Consider the following 15701-nt stretch of genomic DNA (forward strand, 5'->3'; position numbering starts at 1 on the left):
CCATGGCAATTACCCGTACCCGTCGTCGCGTCCTACGCGCCCTGACCCTCCCATTCCTGGTTGGCCTGGGCCTCACCGCCCCGAGCTGTGCCAGCGACAAGGGGGATGACCCCGGCGGACCTTCAATCAAGAACGTTCAACAGCTCGTCTACGCCGTCCGGCAGACGACCTACCAGAACGATGACGGCACCTGGTCGGTGAACGTCGCGGGTGGAATGGGCCAAGTGCTCGACTACGCGCGCTTCGTTCCCGGCGGCCGTCTTGAGATCCTCAACCTGGCGTCCAGCGAGGTCGAGAACATCATCGAAGACTTCAAGACGGCCGACGTCTCCGGCCTGGATCTGAACTTCGAGGCCACGAAGATCGTGTTCTCGATGAAGCAGAACGGTGATGACTCGTACCACATCTACTGGGCCGCCCTCGAGCGCAACTCGGATGGAAAGTTCGAGATTCACCAGCTCACGTTTGGTGATTCAGACGACGTGCAGCCGGTCTGGCTCCCGGGCGACAAGATCGCCTTCGTCACGAACCAGGGTTACACCGACATGGGTACTCGGGCGGACGAGTACAACCACAGCCGTCAGGTCTCGCAGCTGGCGTTCGTCACGGTCTCTGGTGGCGACGCGGATCGCAAGCTCTGCTCGCAGAACCTCTCGAATACGGTCACTCCTTTTGCCATGAAGGACGGTCGCGTCGGGTTCTCGCGCTGGGAGCACCTCGAGAACGTGAACGACGCCAAGATGTTCGCTGCCAACCCGGATTGCACCCAGATGGTGGCAATCAGCGGTCAGCACGGCAAACCGTCGAACGCGCTGGTGCAGGCGGTCGAGACCAACGATCCGAACGTGTTCGTCGCCGTCGCCACCTCGCGCAACCGTACGATTCAGTCGGGAGCTTTGGTCAAGATCGACGTGCGTAACCCCGACAACCAGGCGGCCTTCTACGAAGAAGAGCCGGACTACGAAGTGCTCACCGAGGCGGTGCCGCGTGGCAACGGCCCGTCGCCGGTCGGTCGTTATCGTGCACCGACGGTCTTGCCGGACGGGCGCATCCTGACCGGTTGGGCCAAGGGCTTCGTCAACGACATCAACGAACTCTCCCAGACGCCGCCGGACTTCGGTGTGTACATCTACGATCCGGGGACTCGCACCAACCAGCTCGTGAAGAACTACGAGGGCACCTGGGAGATCTACGCGAAGGCCGTGGTCAAGCGCGACACGCCGCCGATCATCGGGTCCATTCAGGACACTCCGGACTCCACGATTCCGTCCGTCTTCGGCTCGATCGACATCCGGCAGACCTCGCTCACCAGCCTCCACGGCAACAAGGTCTCGGGCGCGCAGTTCGCCGAGGGTACCCCCCTCGACGAGGCGCTCAAGCAAGCCAAGAAGGTCCGCATCATCGAGGGCTTCTCGAGCGAGGCCGCGACGGGCGTGACCATGTTCGGCCTGACGATGGCGGAAGGCGCGGCGGTCATCGGCGAAGCCGACGTCTACGACGACGGCTCCTGGCTCGCTGCGATTCCGCCCTACGTGCCGGTGCATCTCCAGGCGATCGACGAGTTCGAGCTCGCGATTCGCAACCAGACTCTGTGGATCCAGGGCATGCCCGGCGAAGATCGTGTGTGCGGCGGTTGCCACGAGAGTCGCAAGAGCCCGGTGCTGCCGAGCCAGCAGGCGCTCACGATCGCCTCGGGCAAGGGCGATCCGGCGAGTCCGGGCCACCCGATGAACTTCAACAAGCCGGTCAGCGAGCGGACCGAGTACCCCTGGTACAAGGCGGACGCCGGCTTCGAGGGCAACGAGATCCAGGCCATCCTCGATGCCAAGTGTGTGTCGTGTCACAACGCCGGAACGACCGAGTACTACACGATCACGATGAACAACGCGCTGACGGGCGCGACCACCCAGTACCAGATCCCGCGGCTCGATCTGGGCACGACGCCGATCACGGTCATGTACGACAACAAGGTTGATACGTACCCGGCAAGCTACGTGTCGCTCTTCTACCCGGCGGCCATGGAGATGGACATGGGCGACATGCAAATTGTCGGCACCGTTCCACCGAAGTGGGCAGTCCCGAGCGACGCGCGTGGCAGCATGCTGATCGAGAAGATCAACATGACGTCGGCCCTCGACGCCAACAAGACGGCTTGGAAGCTGGGCGAGGCCTTCTCCGACCCGAACGTCAAGGGTGGCACCCGTACGTTGCACCCCGAGGACAAGGGCGGGTCGCTCACCCGCGACGAGCGCGCCAAGCTGATCCGCACCATCGACATGGGCGGTCAGTACTACGCGCGGCAGAACACCGGATTCAAACCGTTTGGCAGCGACCCGCTCTCGGGCGGCGGCGGATACAAGTGAGCTGAGGAGCATCGGAGAAAGTCATGAAGACCACAATTCGCACCACCCTAGGCGCTCTCCTCGCTGGAGCCACTCTGCTAGTTTCCGGCGCTGTCATCGCAGATTCCGCACCGAAGAACGTGCTATCCGGCCGCTCGAAGGTGTACGAGAACCTCGACCCGGGCTCACTCGAAGATCCGACCTCCGGGAAGGGAATTCGGGAAGTGGGCAGCGGCAACCTCGCTCCCACCGAGATCTGGGCGCGGCTCGAGCACGGTGAGAAGGTCGAGTGCCTCGACTGCATCCCGATCGTTTCGAAGCTGATCTACAGCTCCGAGTCGCGCAATCGTGAGATTGCCGCGTGGTGGCTGCGACGGCGCATCTTCGGTGTGTTCGGGCCGGGCGAGGTCTACGAACAGACCATCAAGACCGCCGCCGACATGGGCGCGAGCGAGACGAAACGCGCCTACGCGGTCGAGGCCCTGGGTGAGTTCCTCACGGCACCCGGGATTGCTGTCATCGCGCAGGCCGCGGTATCAGACCCGTCGGCGACGGTTCGCAAGTCTGCCGCACACTCGCTGTTCCGCATCAACAGCCAGGGGCCGAACGGTGAGCTCGGCACCGCAATCGCTGACAAGGATGAGGACGTGCGCATGGAAGCCCTCTACGCCTCCACGCGAGTCAACGTGTTCACGGGCGTTTCGGCGGTGGTGAAGCGCATCAGCGACGAATCACCCCGTGTTCGCAAGCGCGCCGCGGAGGCCCTGGGTACGCTGCGAGCCAAGGACGCGGTCGCGGGTCTCATTGCCCTGACGGCGGTCTCCACCGAGTCGGATCCGATGGTCCGCGCAGCTGCGGTCTCGTCGCTCGGCAAGATCGCCGATCCTGCGGCGAAGGACGCGGTGACAGCAGCACAGAAGGACCCGAACCAGTTCGTGCGTGACGCTGCGGCCATCGCGCTGCGCCGGCTCTGAGCCCAAGCGCCTGATACCTCGGCCCGACTCCGCCGCTGGCGTTGTCGGGCCGAGACGCGTTCGCGTGCGTGCTTTTTTTCGATACGACATGATTTCCGTCATGTCGTAGTGCTAAAATCCAGACTGAAATGTTCGCCCCGCGTTTTGTACTGTGTGTGAGTCTGGCTGCCGCTGCGTTGGGCGGCACCGCGAGCTGTGGGAAGCAAGACCGGCCGGCGTCGAACACCTTCTTCGAGCGCAAGATAGGACCGATCTTGCAGACCTCGTGTGCAACGAGCCCGTCGAAGTCGAGCTGTCACGTTGCGGCGGACGACCGCGGTAACGCACTCGGCAATCTCGACGTCAGCAGCTACGACACGGTCAACCTGCGCCGTGATCTCTTGGTCGATTACGGCCCCTACGGCATCCCCGGGTTGCTGTTGAAGGTGTCGCCGCCGTTCTCGGTGCGACTCACTTCCTGGGACAACGAAGCGTTGATCTTGAAGACGGACATCGCCCACGCAGGCGGTTCGCTGCTCGATGTCACGAGCTCTTCGTACGCACAGCTCGAGCGCTGGATCGACAACGGTGCCACGGAGAACAACGCGAAGGCCACACCCAAGGAGTACGTGAAGACTGCGTGCGGTGAGAGCCTCGGAATCGACCCGCTGTTCGACGCGACCAAGGATCCTCCGGACAAAGACTTTCCTCAGTTTTCCTCGGAGGTAAACACGCTGCTGGGAGAGACCTGCGCGGCGGGAAACTGCCACGGCAACCCGGCAAACTCGCTCTACCTGACCTGCGGAACGAGTAAAGAGCAAGTGCGTTGGAACTACTTTGCGGCGAGCAACTACGTCTCCGTGGAGGCGGCACAGAGCGAGATCCTGCGGCGTGTGTTGTCCACATCGCAGGGCGGCACCTATCATGAAGGGGGCGCGATCTTTCAGCATCCTACCGACAACGGCTACAAAGCGATCCTGAACTGGGCGACCGCCAAGGGAGGGCCGAGCAACGTCCCGACGGAGCCCGGCTTCCTGTTTTTTGCGAAGCGTGTGCAGCCCATGCTCGTCCGCCGCGGCTGCATGATGCTCGGCTGCCACTCGGCGTCCATGTTCCACGACTATCGGCTGCGCGGAGGAAGCGGCGGGCACTTCGGCTTGCCGGCGACACGGCGCAACTACCAGCTGAGTCTGGAGCAGGTCGCGCTCGACTCACCCAACCCCAACGTGGGCCGGATCCTGCGCAAGAACCTGGCGCCTTCCTCCGGCGGCATCTTGCACCGCGGTGGTCCACTCTTGGCGGGCGCGGGAGATCCCACGCAGTGTGACTTGAAGGCAGCCGAGACGGGGCCGATCGACGATCAGACCGCGTACTGTGTCATCGTGGCCTGGATCGAGAAAGAGCGCTCGATTCGCATGGCGGGCGCGATGCCGCTCTCCGGCATCGTGTACGTGAAGCGGCCGCCGGCGCCGAAGCCGGACACGCCCCAAGACTGGGAGAAGTTCGCGCCGGGTGCGGATCTCATGCAGGCCACGGCGTCCATGGACGCTGCGGGTGTCGTGACCGCTGGCTCGGGCAACAGCATCCTCGGCGGTTGTGGTATTAGCCCGGCCAACGCGGACGTGCGCCGCCCGGCAGTCAGCTGGGATGGCAAGAAGATCGCGTTCTCCGCCCGCAGCTCGGCGACCGAGCCGTTCCGGGTCTACGTCATCGATGGCGCGAGCTGTGCGCCCGAGCCGACCATCAACGCCGCCGCCGTGGACGACGACGGCAAACCCGTCCCGGACAACGGGGAGCTCGTACACAACTTCGACCCGGCGTTTGCGCCGGATGGTCGCCTGGTCTTCACCTCGACCCGGGGCAACACGAAGAACGTCGGAGTCTTCGGCTACCAGGGGCCGACCCGCACGCCGGCCGATCCCTCACGCTTGAATGCCAATCTCTATGTCGTGGAGAGCGGGAAGGTGCGGCAGCTGACCTTCCTCTTGAATCAAGAGATCTTGCCCAACTTCATGGGGGACGGTCGATTGATCTTCACGACCGAGAAGCGCGCTCCTGGTTTCTATCAGCTCGCGGGGCGGCGACAGAATCTCGATGGCGGCGACTATCACCCGCTGTTCGGCCAGCGCAGCACCATCGACTACAATCAGTTCACCGACGTCGTCGAGCTCGCCGACAAAAACCTGGCGGCGATCTTCAGCGCCAAGGGGGCTGTGCACGGCGGTGGCACGCTGGCGGTGATCAACCGCAGCATCGGCATCGACCAGCCCAGCAAGAACCCCGACGACTATCTCCAGGACGCCTCCGCCATGGACTGGCAGAACCCGGCCTTCTTCCAGCGCTCAATCAAGATCGTGGATCCGGCGGCGACGGGCAAAGGTGCGACGAAGGGCGCCTATCGCAGCCCGGCCCCGCTGCCGAACGGAAGCATGCTCGTGAGCTACGCGCCGAACGTCGTCGACGTCACGGCATTCGACGGCAAATACGAGATTGTCATGGTGGAGCCCGTCACCGGTCAGCGGACCCCGCTGCTCGCAGATGGCGCCGCCGACCTGATCTGGCCGGTTGCCGTGTATGCGCGGGACGACCGCGGTGTGTTCAAGTCCCGCATCGACGAGGCGAACGGTGCGACCACGGTGTATTCGGACGCCGAACACAAGGATCGTTCACAGATCACCTTCGTCGACCTGCCGCTCCTCGCGTCGCTGTTCTTCCAGAATACGCGGTCGGGGCGCCAGATTGCCGACAACGAACCGCTCGAGGTCTGGGAGAACCTGCCCCCCGAGCCGGGGGTGACCAGCTACGCGCAGGGCGGCGCGTTCGTGACGAGTGACCAGTTCGGCGACCTGTACATTCGTCGGCGCAAGCTGGGTGCGGCCGACCTGGAGCAAGACGGCTCACTCAAGGTGCAGATCCCCGGTGGTATGCCTGTCACCTTGGCGACCTTCGCGAAGCTGGCCGGTGAAGGCGAAGCGAAGAAACACTTCCAGCGGGAAGAGATGCAGTTCTACCCGGGTGAGTGGGTGCGCCAGTCGTTCAGGCGGGATCTCTTCAACGGCATGTGTGCCGGCTGTCACGGCTCGGTGACGGGTTACGAAAATCGGATCGCGGTCAATCCGGACATCCTCACTCAGGCATCGCAGGTCGACGCACGCAGCAAGGCTGCGAAGGACCTGACCAGCGGTGGCGGCGACATCAAGGGCCCGCCGTTCGACTGACCGAGTCCAAAGAACTCGAGAAAGAGTATCGGCGCCGCGCTGAGGGCGTCGGGCGAAAACACGACTCTCGCCGTGTTCGACTGCCCGACGAGCGGGTTGGGCGGGGATGGGTGCGTTACTCTCAGCCCCAGCGGGCGCCGATGGAGAGAACGTAACGCGTGATCTCGCGGGCGCCACCCCCCGCCCGGGGACGTGGCTGCGTCGAGAAGGCTGCGGCCCTCAGGCGCGCCAAAAACCCCGGGATTTCAGCAAAAGTATCCCAAGGCCGGCGAGCCAAGCAGAGTGGTCGCCGGCCCTGCTGCAGAGTTTTGCTGTTTGGGTCAGACCCGCTCGATGATGGTGGCGATGCCCATGCCACCGCCGATGCAGAGTGTGATGAGCGCCGTGGCCTTGCCGGAGCGCTCGAGCTCGTCGAGGGCGGTACCGAGCAGCGCGGCGCCCGTGGCGCCGAGAGGGTGACCGAGTGCAATGGCACCGCCGTTGACGTTCACTCGCGCCGGATCGATCTCGAGGCGGCGAATGGTGTTGAGCGGGACCACCGCGAAGGCCTCGTTGATCTCCCACAGATCGATGTCCTTGGCGTTCATGCCGGCCTTCTTCAACGCCGCCTCCGAGGCAGGTGTCGGCGCGGTCAACATGATGACGGGCTCTGCACCGTAGGTGGCGACTGACCGGATCTTGGCTCTCGGCTTGAGCCCACTTTTCTTCACGTAGCCTTCCGAGGCGAGGAGCACGAGCGCAGCGCCGTCGACGATGCCGCTGGAGTTTCCGGCGTGATGCAGGTGCTTGATCTCCTTGACGGCGGGGTAACGCGACAGCGCCAGCTGGTCGAGGGTCTCACCGTTCGGGCCGAAAGGGGCCGCACCCATCATCACGAACGACGGCTCGAGTCCCGCCAGACTCTCGATCGTGGCGCCGGGCCGCGGGTGTTCGTCACGTTCGAGGACGATCTTGCCGTCGTCGTCGACCACCGAAAACAGGCTCTTTGCAAAGCGTTTTTCTGCAATCGCCCGGGCTGCGTTTGCCTGGCTCTGCACCGCAAAGCGATCGAGGTCCTCGCGGGTGACGCCGTCCAGCGTGGCAATCAGGTCGGCACTGATGCCCTGTGGCACCTGAAACAGACGCTTGCGGAGCTTCAGATTGAGGCCGTCGATCATGGCCTCGTCGGAGCCCATGGGTACGCGCGACATGCTCTCGACGCCACCGCCGACGACCAGATCTTGCTGTCCGGCCATCACGCCCATGGCCGCAAAGTTCACGGCCTGGAGACCGGAGCCGCAGAAGCGATTCAGGGTGACGCCGGTCACTGTCTCGGGCCAGTCGGCGGCCAAGATCGAGTTACGGGCGATGCACGCCCCCTGCTCCTTCACCTGCGACACACAGCCGATCACGACGTCCTCGACGTCTTCGGCGCGCAGCCCGACGCGCTTCGGCAGTTGGTTCAACGTCTGAGCGACGAGCTCCTGGGGGTGAATGCTACTGAGCGCGCCTTTGCCGGCTTTGCCGCGGCCGCGGGGGGTTCGGACTGCGTCGATGATGTAGGCAACGGACATGCAGATCTCCTCCGGAATGGGCGGGAACCGTAACACAGGCGGGCCGACGTGCCCGTCGCCTCCGAGGCCGCAAATTGGGCGGAAGGGTCGAGCGAAGCTATGCTTTTCCATGTAGTGCACATATTTGCTGCCACCCTCCTGGCCATCGTCGTGCTGGTACTGGGTGCGCCGCGGCAGTCGGACGCGCCCCCGGGTCGCCGCTACGTGGTCGCCGCGATCGGGGACTCCCTGACCGACACCCGCGCCGGGGGTGGCAAGTACATGAAGGCGCTTGCGGAGCGCTGCCCCGAGAGTCGCTTCGACGCCTACGGTGTCGGCGGGCAGCGTACCGATCACATGCGCTGGCGCTTCACCGAGGATTTGTTCGGCGAGAGCACGCCATGGATCAAGCGCCCGCACTACACCCACGTCATCATTCTGGGTGGTGTGAACGATCTCGCTGCGGCCTCATTGAGCGAGGCGCGCATCGGACGCATCCGCGGCAATCTGTCGTACATGTACCGAACCGGCCGCAAACGCGGGCTATCGGTGGTCGCGCTGACGATTGCGCCTTGGGGGCGCCTGCGCGGAGTCGACGACAAACGCGTGCAGGCGACCGAGGCGCTGAACACGTGGATCCGGGAGCAAGGGACGACGGGTGAGGTAGACCAGGTCGTTGACATCCACCCCAGTCTGAGCTGCGGTGATTCGCAGTTGTTGTGTCCCAAGTATCGGCGTTTTGCCAACGACCACATTCACTGGGGAACGCAGGGCCATGAGGTCGTGGCCCAGGCCCTCGCGAAACACGTGTTCTCCGACTGCCGCTGAAGTCAGGAGCTGCCCACGCGCTGCAGGGCAGCGCCGGTCAGGCGAAAGGTGGTCCACTCGGCCATGGGTACGGCGCCGAGTGATCGATAGAAGTCAATCGCGGGTTGGTTCCAGTCGAGTACCGCCCACTCCATGCGGGGGCAGCCGCGCTGCACTGCGATGCGTGCGACAGCCGTGAGCAGCGCTTTGCCAATCCCTTCGCCCCGCCGGGATTCGGGGACGAACAGGTCCTCCAAGTAGATGCCGCTCTGCCCGCGCCAGGTCGAGTAGTTGCTGAAGAACAGCGCGAACCCGCAGGCTTTCCCGTTCAGCTCCGCGAGCAGACATTCGAAGGGCGGATTTGCCCGGGCCAGCTGCTCCTCGAGGGTGGCGGCTGTGGTCTCGACTGCCGCAGGCTCGCGCTCGTATTCGGCCAATTCGCGGATGAAACCCAGCACCGTGGCGGCGTCCTCGGGCCGGGCCGCTCGGATCTCGAGCGTGCTCGTGGTCACTGGATGACGACGGTCTTGCTGACCGTTACATGGTCACCGGAGAAGGCAGGGACCTTGGCGCTGCGCATTGCCGATGCGATGCAGCCTCCCGTCTTCGTACCAGCGTACGGAGGCCCGCTGATGTTTGCGGTGGTGACGCGGCCGGATGGTGCGAACGTCACGACGACGGTTGCCGTGCCGGACGGATCCCCTTCTTTGCGGCAGCCAGACGCCGCGCCCGCCGCAGACGTGAGCGACGCCCGAGCGGCGTTGGCATCGAAGGGAGCCGCCATGGAGACGTCTCCACCCGTCGGTGCGGGCTTCTCCTCCTTGCCGGTTGGCTTCTCCTCTTTGCCGGTTGGCTTCTCCTCTTTGCCGGTTGGCTTCTCTTCTTTGCCGGTGGGAGGTTCTTCCTTGCCGGTTGGCTTTTCTTCCTTGGCGACGGGTTTCTCTTCCTTCGCAACGGGCTCTTCGGTCGTTGGTGCCGTAGCGTCTTCGGCCGGCCCTGCTGCGTCGGGTGTCGTCGGTGTCGGCTCCGCGGTGAGCGATGGCGTTGGCGGCGCGGTCATGGCGGGCGACTCGGGGGTCGGCGTGGGAGTGGGCTCGGGGGGCCGCTCGGGGCTCCGCAGGAAGAACCAATACACCGCCACGGCGGCTAGGCCGGCGATGCCGATCCAAACGAGCGGGCTCCCGCTCTTCTCTTCTTCGGCAGCCGGTGGGGTTGCCCTCGGTTTTGCGTTGCGATCGCTCGGGGCAGGTGGGCGCTTGGTCTTGGTCTTCGTGCCGGGAGGTCGCTTCGACTTCGCGCCCCCCCGTTGGCTCGATGCTGGCTCGTCGTCGTCGCGCTTTCGCTTCGCTGATCTCGCGCTGGATGGCGGGGAAGGGTCGATATTCGTCAGGTCGATGGTCGGCAATGCAGCGGCAATACCGCCGCCGCCGATCGCGAAAATATCCTCGGAAGCCTTCTCGTCTTGGTCCCGCTGCGCATCCTCCGGTGGCACGATCGAGCCTGTCATCAGGCTGCGAAGATCGGGCGTTCCGCTCGAAGGGGCCGCCTCTTCGCCCTCCGGCAGATCGGGATCCTCGGTGGCTGGTTTCTTCGGGGGCTCACTCAGCCACGCGGGACGGACTTTCGGTGGCGCGGACGGCAACTTCCGCGCGGGCTTGGCCGGGGCTTTCGAGCTGCTGTCGGGTCGGGATGATGGGCCTTCATCTTTGTCGGCGGCTGGCGCACTCGGCTTGGGTGTGGTGAGTGGAACGGTCGGCGTGCCTTCGATCACCTTCGGCGGCTCGGCGGTGGGTGCTTCGCTGGCCTTCTCGTCAGCGGGCGTCGCTTTTGCCGCATCTGGCTCGGCCGCAGCCTCGTGCTCACCGTGCTCCGACATCGTGCCCTGCCCGACGCTGCGGAAGGGGCCGATCTCGTCGTCGCCGATCACCTCGTTGGCACCGGGGACCACCGCGACGCCCGTGCCCAAGAATCCGCCCGCACCCAGCCCAGAAGCGCCGAGCAGCTCGACGAGCTCTGGAACCTCGGCGATGCTTCGCCACTCGTCCAAGCTGGTATTCCACACCAGCGTCTCCGTGTTGATCTCGCCACCCTCGAATGCCTTCTTCAATTGTCCGACGGTGAGCTCGCGGTCGTCGTCATCGGCGAAGCTGACGACCCACAACCCTTCGACGGGTGGCAACACGCTCGGCTCGGTCAGCGGGACGGTGGGCGTCAGGTCGAGCGCTGCGCTCGTCTTCGAGTCGACACGGGTGCCATCGACGGAGATGTCGGCGCGGCACTTTTTGCAGCGTACCGTTACGACCTTCCCCTTCACCTTCCGCTCGTACAAATCCTTCGGGAGGGTGAAGCGGGCGCTGCATTTGCTGCAGTGGACCTCGAAAGCCATGGAGGCGAAGCGTATACCCAGGAGGCCTTGGGGGAAAAAGTCGCAGGCTACTGCTCAGCCGAGCAGCCTTCGCGCCACGATCGCCGAGAGGTGCCGTCCGCTCCGGGCGCCATCGCGTCGAAAGGAGAAGAACCTGGCCGCATCGAGCACGGTGCAGCCTGCCACGTCGTCCACAGACCCCGGCGAAACCCCGGCGCTCAACAGTTTGGCCCGAACCAAGGCGCGCAGATCCACGTGGGGTTTCGCCCCAAATTCAGAATGCACGACCCCCGGGTCGGGCGAAACGCCGGCCAGTTCCGCGGCGACTTCTACGGACACTTCGAAGCTGGCCACGGAAATGTGAGGCCCGATCGCGGCAACGAGATCGGCTTGCCCTGATGCCCCCGCCTTCAGCCAATCCACCCCAGATTCCACGGCCCCGGCCACCACACCGCGCCAGCCAGCGTGGACCGCCGCCACGCGGCCCGAGCGTCGATCGGCCATCAATACCGGAACGCAGTCCGCGGAGCGCACGCCGCAAGCCACGCTGGGGTCGCTCGAGCCGAGCGCGTCCCCCTCCGTATCGAGCATGCCTCGGCAGTCCGAATGCCCATCGACCTCGCGCAGTACTCTGCCGTGAACCTGTGACAGGTAGAAGAGCTTCTCTGGCTCCACGGACAGGATCCGCGCGGCGCGCACCAGGTTCTCGCGAACATTGTCCGGACTGTCGCCCGCGCTGACGGAAAAACTGAGCGAAGCGTACGGCGGCGGCGAGACTCCACCATTTCTCGTGAAGAAAGCGTGGGTAAACCCGGCATTGCTCAGCAGCGAGCTCGTAAGGAATTCGGCTTCCATCAGTGAAACGCCCTGGCGCAGCGGCAAGCCTCGTAGCGCGCGGTTAGTTTTGCTAGAAGCGACGCTGGATGCGGCCCAGCGATCCCTTCATCGGTCGAGAAATTCTCGGCGGGCAATTCCGGGTCCTCCAAAAGATCGGCACCGGCGGGATGGGGTCCGTCTACAAGGCCGAGCAGCCGGCAATGAACCGGATGGTGGCGATCAAGATCCTCCATCCGAAACTGGCGAACCGCAAGGATCTGACTTCGCGTTTCCGGCGCGAAGCCCGGGCGATGAGCCAGCTCAGTCACCCCAACACCGTGAAGGTGTTCATGTACGGCGAGCTCGAAGAAGACGACTCGCTCTACATCGTCATGGAGATGCTCGAGGGGCGGAACCTCAATCAGACGGTGCGCAAGGAGGGGCCGATGGGGGTGGAGCGCGCCATCCCAGTGTTGATCTCGGTGTGCGGCGCGCTGCATGAGGCCCACGAGATGGGTATCGTTCATCGTGACCTCAAGCCGGAAAATATCTTCCTGTGCGCGCAGGGCGGGGTGAAAGATTTCCCCAAGGTACTCGACTTCGGGTTGGCGAAGGTCACCGAGCGTCAGATGCGCCCCGGATCGATCATCTTGACCCAAGAGGGAATGGTCTTCGGCACTCCTGAATTCATGTCGCCCGAGCAGGCGCAAGGCAAGACCCTGGACGCGCGCAGTGACCTCTACTCACTGGCGGCAATTCTGTACGAAGTCCTGACGGGCAAGCTGCCGTTCAACGCCAAGACGCCGATGGAGTACATCCAGAAGCACGTCATGGAGCCGCCCATCCCGCTGAACGAGCGGGTTCCCGGCCGCAGCTTCCCCAAGGGGCTAGAAGACGTGATCGCCAGGGCGCTGGCGAAAAAGCCCGAGGATCGCTTCCAGACCGCGTCGGAGTTCGCCGCCGCGCTTGCCCCCTACGCGGATCCGAGCTCCGAGCGCCTGCTCCCGGTCTCGAGCGCCGCGGCTGCTCCTCTGCCTTCCGCGCCGGCCCAGTCCGCGAACCCAAACTCCCAGACGCTGCGGGCGCCCGCCCAGGCAGGGCCGGGGGCCGGCATGCTGATCGGCGTCGCCGCCGCGTGTCTGGTCCTGGGGGTTGTCATTGCCGTCGTAGCGATGAAATTCCTCGTGAAATGACCCCAAGGAAGAGCGCGCGGTCTCTCGGCGTTTTCTTGTCGCAATGGGCCGCGCCTTGGCATGAGGGACGGAGAACATGCTCCGGCGCATCACGAAGTGGCTGAAACGACTGGCGCTCTGCGCCGTCGTGCTGGCCGTGGTCGGCGCGGGCAGTGTGTACGGCGTGATCCGCTATCACGAGGCGGATCTGCCGAGCGTCGAGCAGCTGAGGTCGAGTTACTCCCCTCCGCAGGTCACCCGCGTGCTTGCCCGCGACGGGTCGACGCTGGCGAGTGTGTTCACCGAACGCCGCACCGTGGTGGCTCTCGCCGACGTCTCCGACGTGGCGAAGCTTGCATTCTTGGCTGCTGAGGACGCCAGCTTCTACGAACACAAGGGGCTGGACTACTTCGGCATGTTGCGCGCGCTCGCGGCAAACTTGCGGGCGGGCCGCACGGTTCAGGGCGGCAGCACGATCACGCAGCAAGTCGTGAAGAATCTGTTGCTAGAACCCGAGCGTACGTACCGGCGCAAGATCCGCGAGACGATCCTGTCCCGCCGGTTGGAGCAGCAGCTGACCAAGGACGAGATCTTCGCTCTCTACTTGAACCACATCTACCTCGGGCATGGCCGCTACGGCATCGAGGAGGCTGCGCGTTTCTACTTTGGGAAGAAGGCAGCGCAGCTCGACTTGCCCGAAGCAGCGCTGCTCGCCGGGCTGGTCGCCTCTCCGGAACGTTATTCACCCCGCAAGAATCCGACTCTCACCGAGGAGCGGCGCCGCTACGTGCTCGGGCAGATGCTTGCCAAGGGTTTTGTGACCGCCGAGCTGCATGCCGAGGCCTCCGCCGCGCCGATTCGGTTGGCGCCTGCGTCCGAGGGTGAGTCGGAGCTGGCGCCCGAGGTCGTCGCGCATGTGTCGAAGCTGCTCGAGAACCTGGTGGGTGAGCGCGCGCGGCGGGGCGGCTACACGGTGAGCACGACCATCGACCCAACACTGCAGGCAGCAGCGCGGCAGGCCGTGCGCAAGAACCTGCAGCGTCACGCCGAACGCCAGAAGCTCGAGCCGCCGCATACCGCCACGAAACGCCGGCTGTTCGGGGCTCCTTTCGAGGGCAGCCCGAGGCCGTTTCACGCCTACGTGGGGCGCGTGACGCGACTCGATGACAAGGCGGGCACCGTCGATGTTCAGCTCGGCAGTGTGGTTGGCAGGGTCCAGCTCACTCACGAAGAGCGGTTCAATCCGAAACATCTGCCACCCAGTGAGTTCACCCGCGAAGGCGCGCTCTTGCGAGCCAGCGTCGGCGCACTGCCGGAAGGTACCGAGCCTGTGCCGGCCCGGCTCGAGCTCGGACCCGAGAGCAGTCTCGTCGCGATCGAGCCGAGGACTCGCCAGGTGCTGGCGCTAATCGGTAGCTATGAGGCGATTTCGGGTGGACTCGATCGGGCGACGCGGGCGCGCCGACAACCGGGGTCGGCGTTCAAACCGTTCGTCTATGGATACGCGCTGCACTCTCGGCGCTTCACCGTTGCGACGATGCTCGCGCTACCGGCGTCGAAGGACGGCAAGCTCGGGGAGCGGAGTGAGAGTGTGCGTGCGGCGATCGCGCAGAGCGACAACGCCGCCGCCGAACGCCTCTTGTCGGAGGTCGGGGCGGCAAACGTGGTGGAGTGGGCTCGAGCGGCCGGCATCGAATCGCGGCTCGAGCCGACGCCGAGTCTCGCGCTGGGCGCCTACGAGATCACACCTTTGGAGGCCGCAAACGCCTACGCTACGTTTGCGAGTGGGGGACAATTCGCGGCTCCGGTCCTGGTCACGAAGATCGTCGGCCCGGACGGGAAGAAGATCCCTCTACCGTCTGCTCCGCCCTCACGCCGCGTCATGAACGAGGATGAGGCGTACTTGGTCACGAGTTTGCTCACCAGTGTGGTCAAGGACGGCACGGCCAAGCGCGCTCTCTCGCTGGGGCGACCCGTGGCCGGCAAGACGGGCACGACCAACGAGGCGAAAGACGCCTGGTTCATCGGATATTCAACCGACATCGTGTGTGCGACCTGGGTCGGCTTCGACGACGCAATTCCGCTCGGCTGGGGTGAGTCGGGTGCAATGACCGCGCTGCCGGCCTTCATCGACTTCATGAAGGTCGCGCACGACAAGAAGCCGGCGACCGAATTCCCGCGCCCGACCGGCATCATCACGGTGCGCGTCGATCCCGCGACGGGCCTCCTGGCGCGCCCCGAACAGGAGGACGCGAAGGACGAAGTCTTTCTGGACGGGACTGCGCCTTCGGAAGTGGCGGAGCTCGACGCCGGTGTGGACGCGGCGCCCGAGGCCTCGGCGGTCGCCGACGATGACGGAGGCGCTGCCCTGGACCCGGAGGCAGTGCAGGCGGGCCAAGCACCCGGCGAGCCCCCAGAGCCCAAGGAACCCACACCCAAGGAGCCGGCCGGCCAAGGCGATTCCGGACCCACTCCGGAGCTGCCGCCGTTCTGAGC

Annotated in this window: 10 protein-coding genes; 6 read left to right on the plus strand and 4 right to left on the minus strand. The window is 65.0% G+C overall.

Features of this window, described 5'->3' with window-relative positions:
* The first annotated feature begins 2 nt into the window (after positions 1–2).
* From IPI67_36575 to IPI67_36585, 3 genes are all read left to right on the plus strand, one after another.
* On the plus strand, positions 3–2363 hold the full coding sequence (locus IPI67_36575; GenBank protein MBK7585690.1) for a hypothetical protein: 2361 nt from the start codon (positions 3–5) through the stop codon (positions 2361–2363).
* Positions 2364–2386: 23 nt separating this feature from the next.
* Positions 2387–3316, plus strand: a complete 930-nt coding sequence (locus IPI67_36580; protein MBK7585691.1) for a HEAT repeat domain-containing protein — start codon at positions 2387–2389, stop codon at positions 3314–3316.
* A 128-nt stretch (positions 3317–3444) separates the two neighbouring features.
* The gene (locus IPI67_36585; GenBank protein ID MBK7585692.1) at positions 3445–6513 is read left to right on the plus strand and encodes a PD40 domain-containing protein; all 3069 of its coding nucleotides are present in this window, start codon (positions 3445–3447) and stop codon (positions 6511–6513) included.
* Between the two features lie 320 nt (positions 6514–6833).
* Here IPI67_36585 and IPI67_36590 read toward each other — a convergent pair whose 3' ends face one another.
* Positions 6834–8066: an acetyl-CoA C-acetyltransferase gene (locus IPI67_36590; protein ID MBK7585693.1), complete on the minus strand. Its 1233-nt coding sequence runs from the start codon at positions 8064–8066 to the stop codon at positions 6834–6836.
* A gap of 114 nt (positions 8067–8180) precedes the next feature.
* Between IPI67_36590 and IPI67_36595 the strand changes: the two genes are divergently transcribed.
* Positions 8181–8873: an SGNH/GDSL hydrolase family protein gene (locus IPI67_36595; GenBank protein MBK7585694.1), complete on the plus strand. Its 693-nt coding sequence runs from the start codon at positions 8181–8183 to the stop codon at positions 8871–8873.
* 2 nt (positions 8874–8875) lie between these two features.
* Here IPI67_36595 and IPI67_36600 read toward each other — a convergent pair whose 3' ends face one another.
* Genes IPI67_36600 through pgeF form a run of 3 tightly spaced genes read right to left on the minus strand, consistent with a single transcriptional unit; the run spans position 8876 to position 12072 of the window.
* Entirely contained in the window at positions 8876–9364 is a 489-nt protein-coding gene (locus tag IPI67_36600; GenBank protein ID MBK7585695.1) for a GNAT family N-acetyltransferase, read from the minus strand.
* Positions 9361–11238: a DUF4339 domain-containing protein gene (locus tag IPI67_36605; protein MBK7585696.1), complete on the minus strand. Its 1878-nt coding sequence runs from the start codon at positions 11236–11238 to the stop codon at positions 9361–9363. The genes IPI67_36600 and IPI67_36605 overlap by 4 nt, the downstream gene beginning before the upstream one ends.
* 54 nt (positions 11239–11292) lie before the next feature.
* Complete coding sequence (pgeF, locus tag IPI67_36610) at positions 11293–12072, minus strand: peptidoglycan editing factor PgeF (protein ID MBK7585697.1); 780 nt, start codon at positions 12070–12072, stop codon at positions 11293–11295.
* A gap of 68 nt (positions 12073–12140) precedes the next feature.
* On the opposite strand from pgeF, the gene IPI67_36615 reads away from it, so the two are divergent.
* Entirely contained in the window at positions 12141–13226 is a 1086-nt protein-coding gene (locus IPI67_36615; protein ID MBK7585698.1) for a serine/threonine protein kinase, read from the plus strand.
* A 76-nt stretch (positions 13227–13302) separates the two neighbouring features.
* Positions 13303–15699, plus strand: coding sequence for a transglycosylase domain-containing protein (locus IPI67_36620; protein MBK7585699.1), 2397 nt, complete (start codon positions 13303–13305; stop codon positions 15697–15699).
* The last annotated feature ends 2 nt before the right edge of the window (positions 15700–15701 follow it).

This window comes from Myxococcales bacterium (assembly GCA_016706225.1).
In the GTDB taxonomy this organism is placed as follows: domain Bacteria; phylum Myxococcota_A; class Polyangia; order Polyangiales; family Polyangiaceae; genus JADJKB01.